Annotated in this window: 17 protein-coding genes; 11 read left to right on the top strand and 6 right to left on the bottom strand. The window is 71.3% G+C overall.

Annotated features, from left to right (window positions below):
- Positions 1-170: 170 nt before the first annotated feature.
- Together asnB and ACLJQZ_RS34855 are read left to right on the top strand one after the other, a co-directional pair.
- Positions 171-2,012, top strand: coding sequence for an asparagine synthase (glutamine-hydrolyzing) (gene asnB / locus ACLJQZ_RS34860; RefSeq protein WP_410624254.1), 1,842 nt, complete (start codon positions 171-173; stop codon positions 2,010-2,012).
- 42 nt (positions 2,013-2,054) lie between these two features.
- Positions 2,055-2,357: a hypothetical protein gene (locus ACLJQZ_RS34855; protein WP_410624252.1), complete on the top strand. Its 303-nt coding sequence runs from the start codon at positions 2,055-2,057 to the stop codon at positions 2,355-2,357.
- Here ACLJQZ_RS34855 and ACLJQZ_RS34850 read toward each other — a convergent pair.
- On the bottom strand, positions 2,343-2,813 hold the full coding sequence (locus ACLJQZ_RS34850) for a GNAT family N-acetyltransferase (RefSeq protein ID WP_410624250.1): 471 nt from the start codon (positions 2,811-2,813) through the stop codon (positions 2,343-2,345). The genes ACLJQZ_RS34855 and ACLJQZ_RS34850 overlap by 15 nt on opposite strands.
- Entirely contained in the window at positions 2,810-3,307 is a 498-nt protein-coding gene (locus ACLJQZ_RS34845; RefSeq protein WP_410624248.1) for an SRPBCC family protein, read from the bottom strand. The genes ACLJQZ_RS34850 and ACLJQZ_RS34845 overlap by 4 nt, the downstream gene beginning before the upstream one ends.
- Positions 3,308-3,369: 62 nt before the next feature.
- Between ACLJQZ_RS34845 and ACLJQZ_RS34840 the strand changes: the two genes are divergently transcribed.
- Entirely contained in the window at positions 3,370-3,951 is a 582-nt protein-coding gene (locus tag ACLJQZ_RS34840) for a TetR/AcrR family transcriptional regulator (RefSeq protein ID WP_410624246.1), read from the top strand.
- A gap of 115 nt (positions 3,952-4,066) precedes the next feature.
- Here the strand turns inward: ACLJQZ_RS34840 and ACLJQZ_RS34835 are convergent, their stop codons facing one another.
- From ACLJQZ_RS34835 to ACLJQZ_RS34825, 3 genes are read right to left on the bottom strand one after another with little or no spacing between them, the layout of a single operon-like run.
- Positions 4,067-5,068 carry a Gfo/Idh/MocA family oxidoreductase gene (locus ACLJQZ_RS34835; RefSeq protein ID WP_410624244.1) on the bottom strand — a complete coding sequence of 334 codons (1,002 nt, stop codon included), beginning with the start codon at positions 5,066-5,068 and terminating at the stop codon, positions 4,067-4,069.
- Between the two features lie 35 nt (positions 5,069-5,103).
- The gene (locus tag ACLJQZ_RS34830) at positions 5,104-6,591 is read right to left on the bottom strand and encodes a CoA-acylating methylmalonate-semialdehyde dehydrogenase (RefSeq protein WP_410624242.1); all 1,488 of its coding nucleotides are present in this window, start codon (positions 6,589-6,591) and stop codon (positions 5,104-5,106) included.
- Between the two features lie 8 nt (positions 6,592-6,599).
- A complete protein-coding gene (locus ACLJQZ_RS34825) occupies positions 6,600-7,598 on the bottom strand; it encodes a LacI family DNA-binding transcriptional regulator (RefSeq protein WP_410624240.1) in 999 nt (332 codons plus the stop codon).
- A gap of 124 nt (positions 7,599-7,722) precedes the next feature.
- Here ACLJQZ_RS34825 and ACLJQZ_RS34820 point away from each other — a divergent pair, with 124 nt between their 5' ends.
- The 8 genes from ACLJQZ_RS34820 to iolD are packed head-to-tail and all read left to right on the top strand — an operon-like array spanning position 7,723 to position 15,997.
- On the top strand, positions 7,723-8,601 hold the full coding sequence (locus ACLJQZ_RS34820) for a TIM barrel protein (protein ID WP_410624239.1): 879 nt from the start codon (positions 7,723-7,725) through the stop codon (positions 8,599-8,601).
- A gap of 20 nt (positions 8,602-8,621) precedes the next feature.
- On the top strand, positions 8,622-9,626 hold the full coding sequence (locus ACLJQZ_RS34815; RefSeq protein ID WP_410624237.1) for a sugar ABC transporter substrate-binding protein: 1,005 nt from the start codon (positions 8,622-8,624) through the stop codon (positions 9,624-9,626).
- A gap of 10 nt (positions 9,627-9,636) precedes the next feature.
- Positions 9,637-10,680, top strand: coding sequence for an ABC transporter permease (locus tag ACLJQZ_RS34810; protein ID WP_247062287.1), 1,044 nt, complete (start codon positions 9,637-9,639; stop codon positions 10,678-10,680).
- Positions 10,677-11,459 (top strand): ATP-binding cassette domain-containing protein, encoded by a 783-nt coding sequence (locus tag ACLJQZ_RS34805; RefSeq protein ID WP_326947106.1) that lies wholly within the window; start codon positions 10,677-10,679, stop codon positions 11,457-11,459. The genes ACLJQZ_RS34810 and ACLJQZ_RS34805 overlap by 4 nt, the downstream gene beginning before the upstream one ends.
- Positions 11,456-12,385: a 5-dehydro-2-deoxygluconokinase gene (iolC, locus tag ACLJQZ_RS34800; RefSeq protein WP_410624235.1), complete on the top strand. Its 930-nt coding sequence runs from the start codon at positions 11,456-11,458 to the stop codon at positions 12,383-12,385. The genes ACLJQZ_RS34805 and iolC overlap by 4 nt, the downstream gene beginning before the upstream one ends.
- Positions 12,382-13,278 carry an aldolase gene (locus tag ACLJQZ_RS34795; RefSeq protein ID WP_328646599.1) on the top strand — a complete coding sequence of 299 codons (897 nt, stop codon included), beginning with the start codon at positions 12,382-12,384 and terminating at the stop codon, positions 13,276-13,278. The genes iolC and ACLJQZ_RS34795 overlap by 4 nt, the downstream gene beginning before the upstream one ends.
- Positions 13,275-14,165 carry a 5-deoxy-glucuronate isomerase gene (gene iolB / locus ACLJQZ_RS34790; protein ID WP_410624233.1) on the top strand — a complete coding sequence of 297 codons (891 nt, stop codon included), beginning with the start codon at positions 13,275-13,277 and terminating at the stop codon, positions 14,163-14,165. The genes ACLJQZ_RS34795 and iolB overlap by 4 nt, the downstream gene beginning before the upstream one ends.
- On the top strand, positions 14,162-15,997 hold the full coding sequence (gene iolD, locus ACLJQZ_RS34785; protein WP_410624231.1) for a 3D-(3,5/4)-trihydroxycyclohexane-1,2-dione acylhydrolase (decyclizing): 1,836 nt from the start codon (positions 14,162-14,164) through the stop codon (positions 15,995-15,997). The genes iolB and iolD overlap by 4 nt, the downstream gene beginning before the upstream one ends.
- Here the strand turns inward: iolD and ACLJQZ_RS34780 are convergent.
- Entirely contained in the window at positions 15,994-17,376 is a 1,383-nt protein-coding gene (locus tag ACLJQZ_RS34780) for a cytochrome P450 (protein WP_410624228.1), read from the bottom strand. The two genes, iolD and ACLJQZ_RS34780, sit on opposite strands and share 4 nt — an antisense overlap.
- Positions 17,377-17,442: the final 66 nt, after the last annotated feature.

The following is a 17,442-nucleotide window of genomic DNA, read 5'->3' as shown; positions in this document are numbered from 1 at the left end:
CAAGCGTTTGCCTTCACCTCGGCGCGGCCGTGGTTGGTGAGTGACTCACGGCACACTGTGTGATCGAATGAGCGCGGAACGTGCAATTCGGGCAGACAAGATGTTCCCGCCGTGTTACACCTGTGTTACCGATAGTTGTACTAGCTAAGTAAAAGCTTGGAGGGGTCCGTATGTGCGGTATCGCCGGCTGGGTTTCCTACGACGCCGACCTCACGCGCCGGCAGGACGTCGTGGACGCCATGACGGAGACCATGGCCTGCCGTGGTCCGGACGGCGTCGGTACCTGGGTGCGCAAGCACGTCGCGCTCGGCCACCGGCGCCTCGCCATCATCGACCTGCCCGGCGGCCGGCAGCCGATGTCCGTGCACACGCCGAACGGCGACGTCGCGATGGTCTACAGCGGTGAGGCCTACAACTTCACCGAGCTGAAGGACGAGCTGACGAAGCTCGGCCACAAGTGGGAGACCGACAGCGACACCGAAGTGGTGCTGCACGGCTACCTGCAGTGGGGCGACGAGGTCGTCGACCACCTCAACGGCATGTACGCCTTCGCGATCTGGGACGAGCGCGACGACCGGCTCGTGATGATCCGCGACCGGATGGGCATCAAGCCGTTCTACTACTACCCGACGGCCGACGGCGTGCTGTTCGGCTCCGAGCCGAAGGCGATCCTCGCGAACCCGCTCGCCCGCAAGGTGGTCGACACCGACGGCCTGCGCGAGCTGATGGCGTTCACCAAGCGCCCCGGCTGGTCGCTGTGGAAGGACATGGAGGAGGTCCAGCCCGGCACGATCGTCACCGTGTCGCGCGAAGGCATCCGCACCCGCACGTACTGGAAGCTCGACGCCAAGCAGCACACGGACGACCAGGAGACCACGGTCGAGCGCGTCCGCGAGCTGATGACCGACATCGTGCACCGCCAGCTCGTCGCCGACGTCCCGCGTTGCGTGCTGCTGTCCGGCGGCCTGGACTCCAGCGCCGTCACCGGCCTCGCCGCGCCCCACCTCGCCGAGCAGGGCGAGCAGCTGCGGACGTTCTCCGTCGACTTCTTCGGCCAGGAAGAGAACTTCAAGCCGGACGAGATGCGCGACACCGCGGACTCGCCCTACATCCGCGACGTCGCGGACCTGGTCGGGTCCGCGCACCAGAACGTCATGCTGAACCCGGCGGAGCTGAGCGACCCCGCGGTGCGGCGCGCGGTGCTGAAGGCCCGCGACATCCCGGCCGGCCTCGGTGACATGGACACGTCGCTGTACCTGCTGTTCAAGGCGATCCGCGGCGAGTCGACGGTGGCCCTGTCGGGCGAGTCGGCCGACGAGGTGTTCGGCGGCTACCGCTGGTTCCACGACGAGAAGGCCGTCAACGCCGACACGTTCCCGTGGCTGGCGTTCCGGAACTCGATGATGGAGGACCGGGCGTCGCTCTACACGCCCGAGCTGGTCCGCAAGCTCAACCTCGAGACCTACATCGCGGACCAGTACGCGACGGCGGTCTCTTCGGTGGACCACCTCGACGGCGAGTCCGCGAAGGAAGCGCGGATGCGGACGATCTGCAACCTGCACCTGACGCGGTTCGTGCGGATGCTGCTCGACCGCAAGGACCGCGCGTCGATGGCGGTGGGCCTGGAGGTCCGCGTGCCGTTCTGCGACCACCGGCTGGTCGAGTACGTCTACAACACGCCGTGGTCGCTCAAGACGTTCGACGGCCGCGAGAAGAGCCTCCTGCGGCACGCGACCAAGCACGTCCTCCCGGAGTCGGTGGCCCAGCGGGTGAAGAGCCCGTACCCCTCGACGCAGGACCCGGGCTACGCGGCGGCGCTGCAGCAGCAGGTCAAGGAGGTCCTCGCGGAGCCGAACCACGCGGTGTTCGGCCTGGTCGACAAGGCCTGGGCGCACCGGGTGTCCGAAGTGGACTCGGCCACCATGGACCCGGGTGCCCGCATCGGCCTGGACCGGCTGCTCGACCTGTACCACTGGATCGAGATGTACTCCCCGGAGCTGCAGCTCGACTGAGGTCTTGACCTCAAGCGCCCTTGAGGTTGGACGCTGGGCGGCATGAACGTGCTGCTGTTCGGCCGCAACCCGGCCACGGTCTCGAGGGTGACGGCGGCGCTGTCCGCGGCGGGTTTCGCCGCGGACGGCGTCGCTTCGGAGGAAGCGGCGCTGTCCCGCCTGGGCGTCGTGGACGCGCTGGTGCTGGGCGCCGGAGTGGTGGGCCCGCTGCGGGAGCGGCTCACGGCCGCGGCGGTCCGGCACGGGGTGCGGTGGGTGCAGGGGCCGCACATCGAGCCTTCGCGAGATGCGCTCGAGTACGTCCGCACGGAGATCCTGCCCCGGCTGAAGTCAGACCAGCGGTAGTTCCGCCGTCACGTCGTCGCCTTCCGTGGCCAGGTTCGCGCCGATCGCGCTCAGCAGGGTCCGGGCTCCGCCGTTGTGCGCGGTGGTCGAGGCGACGAACCTCGTCGCGTCGCTGTCCTTCGCGAGGTCCAGCAGCGACGCCGTCACCTGCTTGCCGATCCCCCGGCCGCGGACGTCGCGGCTCAGCCAGATGCCCGCCTCCACCGCGTCGCCGTGACGTTCCAGGCGGGCCGCGCCGATCGCCGTCCCCGCGACGTCGACCACCCAGGTGCGCTCCACCGCCGTCTCCGGGCGCAGCGACCTGGCCCGGTGGAACTCCAGGAACGCCGCGCGGCGTCCGGGCGTCCAGCCGGGTGGGCCGTCGACCGGGGGCATCACCTCCAGGGGATCCGCGCCGGCGACGGCGGCCTCCAGCAGCCGCTCCAGTGCGGGCTCGTCCAGTGGTGTCAGGATCACGCCCGGAGTGTGGCGGACGGCCGTGGCGACCGCGACCGGTTTCGGGCCAGTGCGCGCAGGAAACGGACGTAGCGCGACCACTTCACCGGCCGGGACACCCGGCCGGTCACCGCCAGTTCGGCGCGGTCCAGCAGCTGTTCCAACAGCGCGTCGTGCAGCGGGCGGAATACCAACGGCCAGCTCAGGCGGGCCCAGCCGTGCAGGGTTCCTTCCAGGACGTGCGTCAGTGCGTCACCCGCAATCGTGAACTCGTGGTAGCCGTGCAGGCCCGTCGGCGCCGTGAAGCGGAACCGCAGGCGGTCGGACGAGACCTCTTCGAGGACGTACCGGACCGGGCCGTGACCGGCGGTCGTGCCCGGGACGAGCGGGCCGTCGAGGCGGGTGGGCGGCCAGTCGGCGACCGGCCAGAGGCGGTCGTCCTCGGTGCCGAGCGTGGCCAGCAGCTCCGGCGGCACCGGCCGCGGGAACCTCCGGGTGTGGACGTTGCGGATCATGGCACAACCCTCCGTTCTGGAGACTGTCCTCCAGAACGTATCAGAGGATAGTCTCCAGAACCATGGGCCGGCCCGCGACGCACACCACAGCGCAGTTCCTCGACGCCGCGACGACGTTGTTCGCCGAAGGCGGCGCCCGCGCGGTCACGATGGCCGCGACGGCCAAGGCCGCGGGCGCGCCGAACGGCTCGATCTACCACCGGTTCCCGGACCGCCCGGCCTTGCTGGCCGCGCTCTGGCTCCGCACCCTGCGGGACTTCCAGGACCTGTTCGTCGAGACCCTCGGCGACGCGGCCTCGGTGGACGCGGCGGTCGAGGCCGCGACGAGCGTCGTCCGCTGGTGCCGCAAGCACCCCGACGGTGCCCGGGTCCTCGACGCGGGCAAGCAGGCCTTCGGCCCCGCCGACTGGACCCCCGAAGCCGCCACGGCCCTGACCACCGCGGAGGAGGAACTCCGCACGGCCCTGAAACGGGCGACGCTCTCGCTGCCCCCGCTCACCGGCTGCACCGACGAGGACGTCGTGCTGGCCCTGGTCGAGATCCCGCGCGCGATCGTCCACCGCTACCTCTCGACCGGCCGCACTCCCCCGCCGAAGGCCGCCGACCTGGTGGAACGCACAGTCCGCAAGCTCCTCCGCCCGTGATCAGAGGGTCGACACGCGTGATTGGCGGGTCGACTCGCGTGATCGAAGGGACGACACGACCAGCTCGCGGCGTGTCGTCCCCCCAATCACGCGTGTCGGCTTCGCAATCACAACGTCAGCGGCGGACCTCTGTCAGCTTCACCGGACGGCGCTCGCGGCGCGAGACTTCGCACGCTTCGGCGATGTAGAACGCTTCGAGCGCGTCGGCCGCGACGCACGGCGAAGGGGCGCGGCCGGCTACGACGTCGAGGAACGCGCGCAGTTCCGTCGTGTACGCGGGGCGGAAGCGTTCCATGAAGCCCGGGTACGCCGGACCGGGCAGCGGCGGAACCCCCGGCTCGACCGAGCGCAGCGGCGCCCGGTCGTCCAGGCCGACGACCACGCCGGAGACCGAACCCAGCGCCTCCAGGCGGACGTCGTAGCCCGCGCCGTTGTAGCGGGTCAGGGACACCGTCGCCAAGGAGCCGTCGTCCAGGGTCAGGGTCGCCGCCGCCGTGTCGACGTCGCCCGCGTCGGCGAAGAACCGCTCGCCGCGGTTGGCGCCGATCGCGTAGACCTCCTCGATCTCGCGGCCGCTCACCCAGCGGATGATGTCGAAGTCGTGGACGCCGCAGTCGCGGAACAGCCCGCCCGAATGCGCCACGTACTCCGCCGGCGGGGGCGCCGGGTCGAACGTCGTCGCGCGCAGCGTGTGCAGCCAGCCCAGCTCACCCGACGCGACGGCTGCCCGCGCCGCCGCGTAGCCCGCGTCGAACCGGCGCTGGAAGCCGATCTGGACCGGGACGTCGGACGCACTGATCCGGTCGATCACCGCCAGGGTGCCCGGGATGTCGGCCGCGACCGGCTTCTCGCAGAACACCGGCAGGCCCGCGTCGACGGCCGCGATGATCAGCCCCGGGTGGGCGTCGGTGGCCGCGGTGACGACCAGCCCGTCGAGCCCCGCGGCGAACAGCCCCTCGATGCTCGCCGCGACCTCCACACCCAGCTTCGCCCCCGCGGCCTGAGCGCGCGCGGTGTCGACGTCGGCCACCACGACCGACTCCACCTCGTCGAACCCCTTGAGCGTCTCCGCGTGCGCGGTGCCGATCCGCCCGGTGCCCGCCAGTCCCAGCCTCATCGTCGTAAACCCTCCTGTGTGCGAAAGTCGGAAACTCAGCGGTGCGTCGGAAAGCCCAGGTCGACGCCCTGCGCTTGACGCGGCCAGCGCGACGTCACGGCCTTCGCCCGCGTGTAGAACCGGACGCCCTCGGCGCCGTGGACGTGGGTGTCGCCGAACAGCGAGTCCTTCCATCCGCCGAAGGAGTAGTAGGCCATCGGGACCGGGATCGGGACGTTGATGCCGACCATGCCCACCTGCACCCGGCGCTCGAACTCGCGCGCGGCCAGGCCGTCGGTGGTGAAGATCGCCGTGCCGTTGCCGTACGGGTTGGCGTTCACCAGCGCGAGCGCCTCCTCGAAGGTGCCCGCGCGCACGACCACCAGCACCGGGCCGAAGATCTCGTCGGTGTAGACCGACATGTCGGTGGTGACGTGGTCGAACAGCGTCGGCCCGACCCAGAACCCGGCGCCGGGCCCCTCGAAGGTCCGGCCGTCGACGACCAGGGACGCGCCGGCCTGCTCCCCCGCGTCCACATAGGACACGATCCGGTCGCGCGCGGCGCCGGTGACCACGGGCCCCATCTGCGACGTCTCTTCGGTGCCCGGACCGGTCTTCAGCTCGCGGGTCCGGGACGCGATCGCGGAGACCAGGTCGTCACCGCGGTCGCCGACCGCCACCACGACCGAGATCGCCATGCACCGCTCCCCCGCGCTGCCGTAGCCCGCGGACACCGCGGCGTCGGCCGCGCCGTCGAGATCCGCGTCCGGCAGCACGATCATGTGGTTCTTCGCGCCGCCGAGCGCCTGGACGCGCTTGCCCGCGGCCGTCCCGGTCTCGTAGACGTGCCGCGCGATCGGCGTCGAGCCGACGAACGACACCCCGGCGATGTCGGGGTGCACGAGCAGCGCGTTGACCGCCTCGGCGCCACCCTGGACGACGTTGAGCACGCCCGGCGGCAACCCCGCCTCGGCGAACAGCTCGGCGAGGCGGACCGACGCCGACGGGTCGCGGTCGGACGGCTTGAGCACGAACGTGTTGCCGCAGGCGATGGCGATCGGGAACATCCACATCGGCACCATCACCGGGAAGTTGAACGGCGTGATGCCGGCGACGACGCCGAGCGGCTGGCGCAGCGAGTACGCGTCGATGCCGCGGGAGACCTGGTCGGAGTGCTCGCCCTTGAGCACCTGGGCGATGCCGCAGGCGAACTCGACGACCTCCAGGCCGCGCTGCACCTCGCCCGCGGCGTCCGACAGGACCTTGCCGTGCTCGGCGGTGATCAGCGCGGCCAGTTCGTCGCGGTGCGCGTCGACCAGCTCGCGGAACTTGAACAGGATGCGGGTGCGGGCGGACAGCGAGCTGTCGGCCCAGTCGAGCGACGCCTTGACCGCCGACGCCACCGCGGTGTCCACATCGGCCGGCCCGGCCAGGACGACCTGCCGGGCCACCTCCCCGGTCGCGGGCTGGTAGACGTCGCCGCGGCGGGACGACACCCCGGCCGTGCGGGCGCCGTCGATCCAGTGCTGGACGAGTTCGGACACGGAGTCTCCTATGCGTGTGCGGTGGTCGACCGGACCACCAGGGACGGGTGCAGCAAGTGCCGGACCGGCTCGGTGCGCTCCCCGCGCACGCGTTCGAGCAGGGCCTCGAAGGCCAGCCGCGCCATGTCCTTGCGCGGCTGGTCCACCGTGGTCAGGGAGAGGTGGCGCAACGCGGCGAGCGACGTGTTGTCGTAGCCGACGACCGACACGTCCTCCGGCACGCGCAGCCCGGCTTCCTCGAGGGCCGAAATCGCCCCCACGGCGTTGAAGTCGTTTCCGGCGACCAGCCCCGTCGGCAGGTCCGGGCGCGCGTACGCGGCGAGCAGCTCCCGCACGGCGTTCTCGCCGCCGATGTCGGTGTGTTCGCTGCGCACGACGATCGGCTCGAGACCGTGCCCGCGCATGGCGACCTCGAAACCGCGCCGCCGCTGCGCCGCCCCGGCCGCGCCACCGCCGTCGAGGTGGGCGATGCGCCGGTGCCCGAGGCCGACCAGGTGGTCGACGGCCAGCGCGGAGCCCGCCTCGCCGTCGTCGTTCACCGTGTCCACTGTGGACGCGCGGGCGGTGCGCGAGACCAGCACGACCGGGCACTGCTTGGCCGCGACCTGGATCGCCGAGGCCGGCACGACCGGCGACAGCAGGACGATGCCCGCCGGCCGGAAGGAAAGCAGGTTGTGCAGGGCGTTCCACTCGCGCGTGGGGCTCCGGCCGCCCGTGTTGAGGATGAGGTCGAAGCCCGCCGCCTGCGCGGCGCTGTCCAGCTCTTCGACGATGTCGGCGAAGAACGCGTTGCGCAGGTCGTTGACCATCACGCCGAGCACCGTCGAGGTCCGGCTGGCCAGCGACCGCGCCATGATGTGCGGCTGGTACCCGAGTTCCTCGGCCGCGCGCAGGACGGCGGTGCGCCGCGCGTCGGAGACCTTCGGTGAATTCCTCATCACCAGGGAGACCAGTGCGCGGGAAACCCCCGCTCGCGCGGCCACGTCCTCCATGGTCGGACGCACCATCGCCGCACCTCCCCGCCTGTGGGTTACGGGCCGGAAACAAGCCCTTGACTTTGCTGTGACGGACGCTACAAGATTAGAGCGCTCTAATCAATAGAGCGCTCCAACGGACCAACGGAGGCCCTCTGTGTCAGCGACGATCCGCGTCGCCGCCGCCCCGATCTCCTGGGGCGTCTGCGAAGTCCCGGGCTGGGGCCGCGTGCTGGACGCGCCGACCGTGCTGCGCGAGATGGCGGAACTCGGCGTCCAGGCGACGGAGCTGGGCCCGCCCGGGTACCTCCCCCGCGACCCGGCCGAGCTGCGCGCGCTGCTCGGGGAGTACGACCTGACGCTCGTGGGCGGGTTCCTCGCCGTCGTGCTGCACGCCGACCGGGAAAAGGCGCTCGCCGAGGCCGAGGAGTCGGCCGCGCTGTTCGCCGCGTGCGGGGGCGACGTCCTCGTGCTCGCCGCCGCGACCGGGCTCGACGGCTACGACGAACGCCCGCGGCTCACCGACGCCGAATGGGCGACGCTCGTCGAGACCGCGGGCCGGATCCGTGACATCGCCACTGGTCACGGCCTGCGCACGGTGCTGCACCCGCACGTCGGGACGCACGTGGAGCAGCAGGCCGAGGTCGAGCGCTTCCTCCGCGACTCCGATCTGGGGTTGTGCCTCGACACCGGACACCTGATGATCGGCGGGACCGATCCGGTCGAGCTGGCGAAGCGGTTTCCCGAGCGGGTGGCGCACGTGCATCTGAAGGACGTCAAGGGGGACCTGGCCGCCGAGGTCCGCGCGGGGCGGCTCGGCTACACCGAGGCGGTCGGGCGGGGCCTCTACGTGCCGCTCGGCGAGGGGGACGTGGACGTGGCGTCGATGGTGCGCTCCGTCCAGGCGGCGGGCTACGACGGCTGGTACGTCCTCGAACAGGACACCGCCTTGGGCGAGGCGAGCCCCGACGACGTGCCTCGCCGCGACACCGAGCGCAGCCTCACGGAACTCGCGAAGATCGTGCAAGCCCTCTAACTGGTCCCAAAGGAGTGACTGTGTTTTCGTTCAAGAGAAGCTTCGCCGTGGTGGCGGCCGTCGCCGCCACCGGCCTGGTGCTCGCCGCCTGCAGCGGACCCAGCGCCGACAACTCGACCAGCAGCTCCGGTGCCAATTCGTCCGCCGCGGCGCCGCCGGGTTCGAGCGGCCCGCTCAAGGTCGCCGTGGTCACCCACGGCAGCGCCGGTGACGCGTTCTGGAACGTCGTCAAGAACGGCGCCGAGCAGGCCGGCAAGGACCTCGACGTCGGCGTCGACTACTACTCCGACGGCGACCCCGGCAACCAGGCCAAGCTGATCGACAACGCCGTCGCGCAGAAGGTCGGCGGCCTGGTCGTGTCGATGGCGAACCCGCAGGCACTGCAGACGTCGATCCAGAACGCCGTCAAGGCCGGGATCCCGGTCGTCACGATCAACTCGGGCGAGGACCAGAGCGCCGCGTTCGGCGCGATCGCGCACGTCGGGCAGAGCGAAGGCCTCGCCGGCCAGGGCGCCGGGCAGCGGCTCAAGGCGGCCGGCAAGACCAAGCTGCTCTGCGTGATCCACGAGGCCGGCAACATCGGCCAGAACCAGCGCTGTGACGGCGCCAAGCAGACCTTCGGCACCGTCACCACGCTGCAGGTCGACATCTCCAATCCGACCGACGCGCAGGCGCGGATCCGCGGCGCGCTGCAGGCCGACCCGTCGATCGACGCGGTCCTGGCGCTGAACTCGCAGGTCGCGGCCCGCGCGGTGGACGCGGCGAAGGAAGCGAGCTCGAAGGCGCAGGTGGCGACGTTCGACCTGAACGCCGACGTCGCGGCCGCCATCAAGGCGGGCACCATCCTCTTCGCCGTCGACCAGCAGCAGTACGAGCAGGGCTACCTGCCCATCGTGTTCCTCAAGCTCTACAAGGAGAACGGCAACACCATCGGTGGTGGCCACCCGGTGCAGACCGGTCCGGGCTTCGTCGACAAGACCAACATCGACACCGTGGCCCCGTACGCGCAGCGCGGCACCCGCTAAGGGGAGTGACATGACCGCAGCGATCCAGGCAGAACCCGACGAACGAATAGCCAAGAAGAGCCTGACCGACCGGCTGGTCGTCCGGCCGGAGATCGGGGCGCTGCTGGGCGCCGTCCTGGTGTTCGTCTTCTTCTCGGTCGTCACCGGCCAGTTCCTCAGCCCGCTCGGCGTGGCGACCTGGCTCGACGACTCGTCGACGCTGGGCATCATGGCCGTGGTGGTCGCGCTGCTCATGGTCGGCGGCGAGTTCGACCTGTCGGCGGGTGTGATGACGGCGTCGACGTCGCTGGTCACCGCGATCCTGGCGACGCAGGCGGGCTGGAACGTCTGGCTCGCGCTGCTGGTCTCGCTGGTGTTCGCGCTCGGCGTCGGCGCGTTCAACGGGTGGCTGGTCATGAAGACCGGCCTGCCCAGCTTCATCGTCACGCTGGGGTCGTTCCTGGCCCTGCAGGGGCTGAACCTCGGCGTGACGCGGCTGGTCACCGACACCGTCCAGGTGTCGGGGATGCGCTCGGCCAGTGGCTACGAGTCGGCCGGCGGGTTGTTCGCGTCGACGTTCGACATCGGCGGCACGGAGTTCCAGTCGTCGATCGTGTGGTGGATCGTGGTGACGGCGATCGCCGCGTGGCTGCTGCTGCGGACCCGGTTCGGCAACTGGATCTTCGCGGTCGGCGGGTCGCAGGTGTCGGCCCGCTCGGTCGGCGTGCCGGTGGTGCGCACGAAGATCCTGCTGTTCATGGGCACCGCCGCCGGCGCGTGGCTGGTCGGCTCGATCAACATCCTGCGCTTCGCCAGCGTGCAGGCCAACCAGGGCATCGGGCTGGAGTTCCAGTTCATCATCGCCGCGGTGATCGGCGGCTGCCTGCTCACCGGCGGCTTCGGCTCGGCCGTGGGCGCGGCGATCGGCGCGCTGATCTTCGGCATGGCCCGCCAGGGCATCGTGTTCGCCCAGTGGAACAGCGACTGGTTCATGCTGTTCCTCGGGGTCATGCTGCTGGCCGCGGTCCTGGTCAACAACGCCTTCCGGCGGCGCGCGGAAAGGGTGCGGCGATGAGTCCTCTGCTGGAAGTACGGGACATCGGCAAGACCTACGGCAGCGTCATCGCGCTGCGCGACGTGTCCACTGTGGTCAACGCGGGCGAGGTGACCTGCGTGCTCGGCGACAACGGCGCCGGGAAGTCCACGCTGATCAAGATCCTGGCCGGGGTGCACCAGCACGACCGCGGCGAGTTCCTGGTCGAGGACACACCGGTGAAGTTCGCTTCGCCGCGCGAGGCGCTGGATCACGGCATCGCGACCGTGTACCAGGACCTCGCGGTGGTGCCGCTGATGAGCGTCTGGCGGAACTTCTTCCTCGGCTCGGAGCCGACGGTGGGGTTCGGCCCGTTCAAGGCGCTGGACCGCAAGAAGGGCCGCGAGACGACCAAGCAGGCGCTGTCCGACATGGGCATCGACCTGCGGGACGTCGAGCAGCCGGTCGGCACGCTCTCCGGTGGTGAGCGCCAGTGCGTCGCGATCGCGCGGGCGGTCTACTTCGGCGCGAAGGTGCTGATCCTCGACGAGCCGACGGCGGCCCTGGGCGTCAAGCAGGCCGGCGTGGTGCTCAAGTACGTCGCGCAGGCCCGCGACCGCGGGCTCGGCGTCGTGCTGATCACGCACAACCCGCACCACGCGTTCCCGGTCGCCGACCGTTTCCTGCTGCTCAAGCGAGGTGCGCCGCTCGGCTCGTACGAGAAGAAGGACATCGACATCAACGAGCTGACCCGGCAGATGGCGGGCGGTGCGGAGCTGGAAGCGCTCGAACACGAACTGCGGCAGGTGGAGAAGGCGTGACACTCGAAGCGCTGACGATCGGCCGGGTGGGCGTCGACCTCTACCCCGAGCAGAGCGGCGTCCCCCTGGCCGACGTCAGCACCTTCGCCAAGTCGCTCGGCGGGACCGCGACCAACGTCGCGGTCGCCGCCGCGCGGCTCGGGCGGTCGGCGGCGGTGCTGACCAAGGTCGGCCCGGACGGCTTCGGCGACTACGTCCGGCAGGCCCTGAGCGGCTTCGGCGTCTCACCGTCCTATGTGGGCACTTCGCCGGATCTGCTGACGCCGGTGGTGTTCTGCGAGCTGAACCCGCCCGCGGACCCGCCGTTGCTGTTCTACCGCTCCCCCGTCGCGCCCGACCTCACGCTCACCGAGGCGGACGTGCCGTGGGACGTCGTGGAGTCGGTACCGCTGCTGTGGGTCACCGGCACGGGCGTCTCGATCGAACCGGCCCGGGCGACGCAGCGGAAGATCCTCGAAGTCCGGGGCCGCCGCGAGCACACCGTGCTGGACCTGGACTACCGGCCGATGTTCTGGACGTCGGTGGAGCAGGCACGCGAGGAAATCGGCTCGATGCTGGACCACGTCACGGTCGCGGTCGGCAACCGGACCGAGGTGGAGGTCGCCGTCGGCACCGCGGACCCGGACGAGGCGGCGGACCGGATGCTGGAGCGCGGGCTGCGGCTCGCGGTGATCAAGAAGGGCGCGGACGGCGTGCTGGTGGCCACCCCGGACGGCCGCTGGACCGTGCCGCCGCAGCGCATCGACGTCGTCTGCGGCCTCGGCGCGGGTGACGGCTTCGGCGGCGCCCTGATCCACGGGCTGCTGTCCGGCTGGGACCCGGTGCGGATCGCCGAGTACGCCAACGCGGCGGGCGCGCTGGTCGCGTCCCGGCTGGCGTGCGCCGACGCGATGCCGACCGCCGCCGAGATCGAGGAGCTGCTGTGACGACCTTGCTGACCGACGACCGCTGGCGCGAGCTGCTGCACACCCGGGCCACGAACCCCGGCGCGGTCCGCCAGGCGTACGCGACGCGCAAACGGCGTTCGAAGCTGCTGTCCGACACCGGGACGCTGTTCCTGGTCGCGGCCGACCACCCGGCCCGCGGCGCGCTGGGCGTCGGCGAGGACCCCCTCGCCATGGCCGACCGGCGGACGCTGCTGGACCGGCTGCTCGTCGCGCTGGCGAACCCGGCGGTCGACGGGCTGCTCGGCACCCCGGACGTCGTCGAGGAGCTGCTGCTGCTCGGCGCGCTGCACGACAAGGTCGTGATCGGGTCGATGAACCGCGGCGGGCTGGCCGGCGCCGACTGGGAGATCGACGACCGGTTCACCGGTTACGACGCCGCGAGCCTGATCGACTGCGGGCTCGACGGCGGCAAGATGCTGCTGCGGCTGGTCGACTCCGACCCGGGCACCATCCCGACGCTGCAGGCGTGCGCGACCGCCGTCACCGAGCTGGCCGCGTACGGGCTGATGGCGATGGTCGAGCCGCTGCCCTACACCCGCGAAGGCGGGAAACTGGTGCTGCAGAAGGATCCCGCGTCGCTGGCCCGGGCGGTCACGGTCGCGTCCGGCATCGGCACGACGTCGGCGCACACCTGGCTGAAGCTGCCGTCCACCGACTCGCCCGAGGTCCTCGGCGCGACGACGCTCCCGGTCGTCATCCTCGGCGGCGTGCCGTCCGGTGATCCGGCCGGTGACCTGGCGTCGTGGGGCCGGACGCTGCGCCACGACGTCGTGCGCGGCCTGGTCGTCGGCCGCACCCTGCTCTACCCGCCCGGCGGCGACGTCGGCTCGGCCGTCGATGCCGCCGCGAAGGTCCTGGAGGCCGCGAAGTGAGCACGCTGCACCGTCCACACGGGACCCTGTCCGAGGACTCCGACCCGATCGTGCTGACGCCGGAAGCGGCGGGCTGGGCGTACACCGGGTTGCAGGTGCTCAAGATCGGCCGGCGGCTCCCGCGCACGATCGAGACCGGCGAGTTCGAGGCGTTCGTGCTGCCGCTGTCCGGCTCGCTCACGGTCCGCGTCGACGACGAGGAGTTCGAGCTGGAAGGCCGTGACTCGGTGTTCACCCGCGTCACGGACTTCGCCTACGTCCCCCGCGACGCCGAGGTCGAGCTGACGTCGGCCACCGGCGCGGTGGTGGCCCTGCCGATGGCCCGCTGCACCCGCCGTCTCGAACCGAAGTACGGGCCGGCGGAAGACGTCCCGGTCGAGGTCCGCGGCAGCGGGCAGGCGACGCGGCAGGTGACCAACTTCGGCGTGCCCGGGGTGTGGGACCACGCGGACAAGCTCAACGCGTGTGAGCTGATCACGCCGAGCGGCAACTGGTCGTCGTACCCGCCGCACAAGCACGACGAGGCGTCCGAGTGCGAGGTCGTCAACGAGGAGATCTACTACTTCCGGATCGCGGGGCGGGACGGCGTGACGCCGTCACGCGAGGGCTTCGGCCTGCACCGGACGTACACCGCGGACGGTGAGCTGGACGAGGACGTCGCGGTCCGCGACGGCGACGTCTTCCTGATCCCGCGGGGTTTCCACGGCCCGTGCGTCGCGGCGCCCGGTTACCCGATGTACTACCTGAACGTCCTCGCCGGACCGGCGGACGAGCGGTCGATGGCGTTCTGCGACGACCCGGCGCACAGCTGGATCCGCGACACCTGGAAGCCCGAGGACCTCGACCCGCGCTGCCCGGTGACCGACCACGAAGGGCGGGTCCGGTGAAGCTGACGACGGCTCAGGCGCTGGTCAAGTGGATCCTCGCGCAGCGTTCGGAAACCCTCGACGGCCGTGAGGTGCCGCTGTTCCCGGGGGTGTTCGCGATCTTCGGGCACGGCAACGTCCTCGGGCTCGGCACCGCGCTGGAGGAGCACCGCGGCGAGATCCCGGTCTGGCGCGGGCACACCGAGCAGGGCATGGCCCTGGCCGCGGTCAGCTACGCGAAGGCGACGCACCGGCGGCAGGTCGGCGTCGTGACGTCGTCGATCGGGCCGGGCGCGCTGAACATGGTCACCGCCGCCGGGGTCGCGCACGCGAACCGGCTGCCGGTGCTGCTGCTGCCGGGTGACACGTTCACCAGCCGCGCGCCGGACCCGGTGCTGCAGCAGATCGAGCCCTTCGGCGACGGCACCGCGACGGTCAACGACGCCTTCCGCGCGGTCAGCCGCTACTTCGACCGCATCACCCGGCCCGAGCAGCTGCTCTCGGCGTTGCCGCAGGTCGCGCGGGTGCTGACGGACCCGGCCGACGCCGGCCCGGTCGTCCTGGCGCTGCCGCAGGACGTCCAGGCCGAGACGTACGACTTCCCGGAGGCGCTGTTCGAGCCGGTCACGCACCGGCCGCTGCGCCCGCGCCCGGACCGCCGGGCCGTCACCGAGGCCGCGGGGGTGCTGCGCGCGTCCAAGCGGCCGCTGCTGGTGCTCGGCGGTGGCGTCCGGTACTCCGGCGCCGGGCGGCGCGCGCTGGACTTCGCCGAGCAGCACGGCATTCCCGTCACCGAGACCACCGCGGGCCGCACGCTGGTGCCGCACACGCACGCCCTCAACGCCGGCCCGCTGGGCGTCACCGGCTCGACGTCGGCGAACGTCGTCGCGGCCGAGGCGGACGTCGTCCTGGCCGTCGGCACCCGGCTGCAGGACTTCACGACGGCGTCCTGGACGGTCTTCTCCCCCGACGTCCGGCTGGTCACGCTGAACGCGGCCCGCTTCGACGCGGTCAAGCACGGTGCCCTGTCCGTGGTCGGCGACGCGGACGCGGGCCTGGCCGATCTCGGTGCGCAGCTGGAGAGCTGGCGGGTGGACCCGGCGTGGACGTCGCGAGCGGCGACCGAGCGCGCGAAGTGGGACGCGCACGTCGACTCGCTGCGGTCGGCGGCGTCGGAAATCCCGTCGTACGCCCAGGTCGTCGGCGTGGTGAACGACCTGTCCGCGGCGGACGACTACGTCATGACGGCGTCGGGCGGGATGCCGGGCGAGCTGATCGGCGGCTGGCGTGGGTCCGGCTCGGTGTCGATGGACGTCGAGTACGGCTTCTCGTGCATGGGCTACGAGCTGTCCGGCGCGTGGGGCGCGGCGATCGCCCACGACGGTCTGGTCACGACGTTGCTGGGCGACGGCTCCTACCTGATGCTGAACTCGGAGCTGTTTTCGGCCGCGTTCGCCGGGCACCCGTTCGTCGCAGTGGTGTGCGACAACGACGGCTACGCGGTGATCGCGCGGCTCCAGCAGGGGCAGGGCGGGAAGCCGTTCAACAACTTCTACGCCGACTGCACGACTTCACACGCGTCACCGCCGCGCGTCGACTTCGCTCGCCATGCGGAGTCGTTGGGCTGCTTGGTGTTCACAGCGTCCACAGTGGACGACGTCCGCTCGGCGTACGCCCAGGCCCGCGAGGCCGCGGTGGCCGAGAAGCGCCCGGCAGTCGTGGTCGTCAAGACGCAGCCGTCGGCGTGGACCGAAGCCGGGGCCTGGTGGGAGGTCGGCGTGCCCGAGCACCTCGCCGGGCGCGACGAGTTCGAGCGGTCCAAGGGCACGCAGGTGCGCTACCTGCGGTCCTAAGCCCTCGCAGTCGCCCGCTCCCGCACCCGGGGGCGCAAGGTGAAGCCGCTCGGCTTGAGCGTCAAGGACTCGGCGATCTTGAGTTCGTACGACGGGTCGGCCTCGAAGTCGTAGCGCTGCAGCACCATGCCGAGCGCCAGCACGGCTTCGTGCAGCGCGAACTGGCGGCCGATGCAGGCGCGCTCGCCCGTCCCGAACGGCTTGTACGCCTGCGCCGGCCGCTTCTTCACGGCCGCGGGCTCGAAGCGGTCCGGGTCGAACGCCTCGGGGTCCGGGCCCCAGGCCGCCGGGTCACGGTGGACCAGGGGCAGCGGCACGATCACCCAGTCGCCCTTGCGCAGCCGGTACTTCCCGCCGAGGACGACGTCTTCGCGGGCTTCGCGCGAGTAGCCCGGCGCGGTCGGCCAGAGCCGCATCGCCTCGTCGAGCGCGCGGCGCACGTAACGCAGCTTCGCGACGTCTCCGAAGGCGGGCTCGCGGTCACCCCACACAGCGTCGACTTCGGCACAGGCCTTGTCCAGGAGTTCGGGGTGGCGCGTCAGGTAGTACAACGCGAACGAGAGCGCGCCCGACGTCGTTTCGTGGCCGGCGACGACGAACGTGATCGCCTGGTTGCGGATGTTGATCGGGTCCAGGCGTTCCCCGGTCGCCGGGTGGCCCTCGGTGAGCATCAGGCCGAGCAGGTCGCGGCTCTCCTCGCCGCTGGTGCGGCGTCCCTCGATGACCTCGTCGACGAGGTCGGTCATGACGGCGATGTCGGCCTTGTTCTGCTCGGCCGTCCCGGCGAACGCGCGCCGGACGAACGGCAGCTTGACGTTCTGCAGCTGCGCGAACCGCAGCGAACGCAGCATCGCCGTGACGAACGGATGCGGTTCGGCGCGCTCGAACGAGCCGAAGCGGTAGCCGAACCCGGCGAGGCCGATCGTCTCCAGCGTCAGCCGGGTCATGTCGGCGGCGACGTCGACCGGCCCGGTCGCGGCGTCCCAGCGCGCGACGAGCTCACGGGCGACGTCCAGCATGACGGGGTGGTAGCGGCGCATCGCCTCGGCGGAGAAGGCCGGCTGCAGGATGTCGTGCGCCAGCCGCCAGTTCGGCTCGTGGGTGTGGGCGGTGAACAGGCCGTCGCCGGCGACCGCGCGCAGGTTCTCGATGCCCATGCCGACGTGCTTGCCGAACTTCGTCTCGTCGTTCAGCTCGGTGACCAGGTCGACGCCGCCGACGAAGACGATCTCGAAGCCGAAGACCTTGCGGGTGAAGACCGGCCCGATCTTCCGGCCGATGCGCAGGGTGTCCTGCAGCGGCGTGCGCGGGTTGGCCCCGATCAGGTCGCCGATCACCGGCAGGCGGCCCGGCCGGTGCGGAATGCCGGTGGTGTCCACGACGTCCCCCTATTGAATCCGAATCCAATAACGTCACGATCCCCCGCTACTGAACCCGTGTCAAGT

It is taken from the genome of Amycolatopsis sp. cmx-8-4 (genome assembly GCF_046548675.1).
Classification (GTDB): domain Bacteria; phylum Actinomycetota; class Actinomycetes; order Mycobacteriales; family Pseudonocardiaceae; genus Amycolatopsis.
Note: the sequence above shows the minus strand (reverse complement) of the source record. Positions and strands in the feature narration are given on the sequence as shown.

Coding starts and splice junctions, on each gene's coding strand:
- ACLJQZ_RS34845 (WP_410624248.1), bottom strand. CDS start 3,307: ATGATCCGCAACGTCCACACCCGGAGGTTCCCGCGGCCGGTGCCGCCG.
- ACLJQZ_RS34825 (WP_410624240.1), bottom strand. CDS start 7,598: ATGGTGCGTCCGACCATGGAGGACGTGGCCGCGCGAGCGGGGGTTTCC.
- ACLJQZ_RS34840 (WP_410624246.1), top strand. CDS start 3,370: ATGGGCCGGCCCGCGACGCACACCACAGCGCAGTTCCTCGACGCCGCG.
- ACLJQZ_RS34855 (WP_410624252.1), top strand. CDS start 2,055: ATGAACGTGCTGCTGTTCGGCCGCAACCCGGCCACGGTCTCGAGGGTG.
- ACLJQZ_RS34835 (WP_410624244.1), bottom strand. CDS start 5,068: ATGAGGCTGGGACTGGCGGGCACCGGGCGGATCGGCACCGCGCACGCG.
- asnB (WP_410624254.1), top strand. CDS start 171: ATGTGCGGTATCGCCGGCTGGGTTTCCTACGACGCCGACCTCACGCGC.
- ACLJQZ_RS34810 (WP_247062287.1), top strand. CDS start 9,637: ATGACCGCAGCGATCCAGGCAGAACCCGACGAACGAATAGCCAAGAAG.
- ACLJQZ_RS34805 (WP_326947106.1), top strand. CDS start 10,677: ATGAGTCCTCTGCTGGAAGTACGGGACATCGGCAAGACCTACGGCAGC.